Raw genomic sequence first — 404 nt, 5'->3', positions numbered from 1 at the left:
AAAATAAAAAAGATAATTTTACTGCTTATGCTACACCAGAACATAATTATCAGTTTGGTGGTGCTATGATAAAAAGTGAAGGAGTAGATAGATTATTAAAAATTGCACATGAAAGAAAATCACCAGATGATTTAAAAAAGAACTAAATAAAAAGTAGAGTCACTAAAATTAGGAGTTACTTTAATGAACAAAAAATATGTTTTTATAATTATTGGTGTCATTTTATGTATATGTATAGTTGCATCAGTCATTTATTTAAAAATGAAATATGACGAAAAAGAAAAACAAAAAGCAATATACTATAAAGAACAACAAGCGCGTATAACACTATATCTCAAGCATAATACCAAAGAACCAAACACAATCAAAACTGTACATTTCACAAACTTGGAAACAAGTCCTAT

2 protein-coding genes are annotated in these 404 nt (G+C 26.2%); both read left to right on the top strand.

Features of this window, described 5'->3' with window-relative positions:
- Positions 1 to 146: DUF1433 domain-containing protein (locus tag HMPREF3247_RS04705; RefSeq protein WP_142349143.1), on the top strand; the 146-nt coding region annotated here is incomplete at its 5' end.
- 37 nt (positions 147 to 183) lie between these two features.
- On the top strand, positions 184 to 404 hold a 221-nt coding region (locus tag HMPREF3247_RS04700), incomplete at its 3' end, for a DUF1433 domain-containing protein (protein ID WP_142349142.1).

This window comes from Staphylococcus sp. HMSC36A10, from assembly GCF_001838845.1.
Lineage (GTDB): Bacteria > Bacillota > Bacilli > Staphylococcales > Staphylococcaceae > Staphylococcus > Staphylococcus aureus.
Note: the sequence above shows the minus strand (reverse complement) of the source record. Positions and strands in the feature narration are given on the sequence as shown.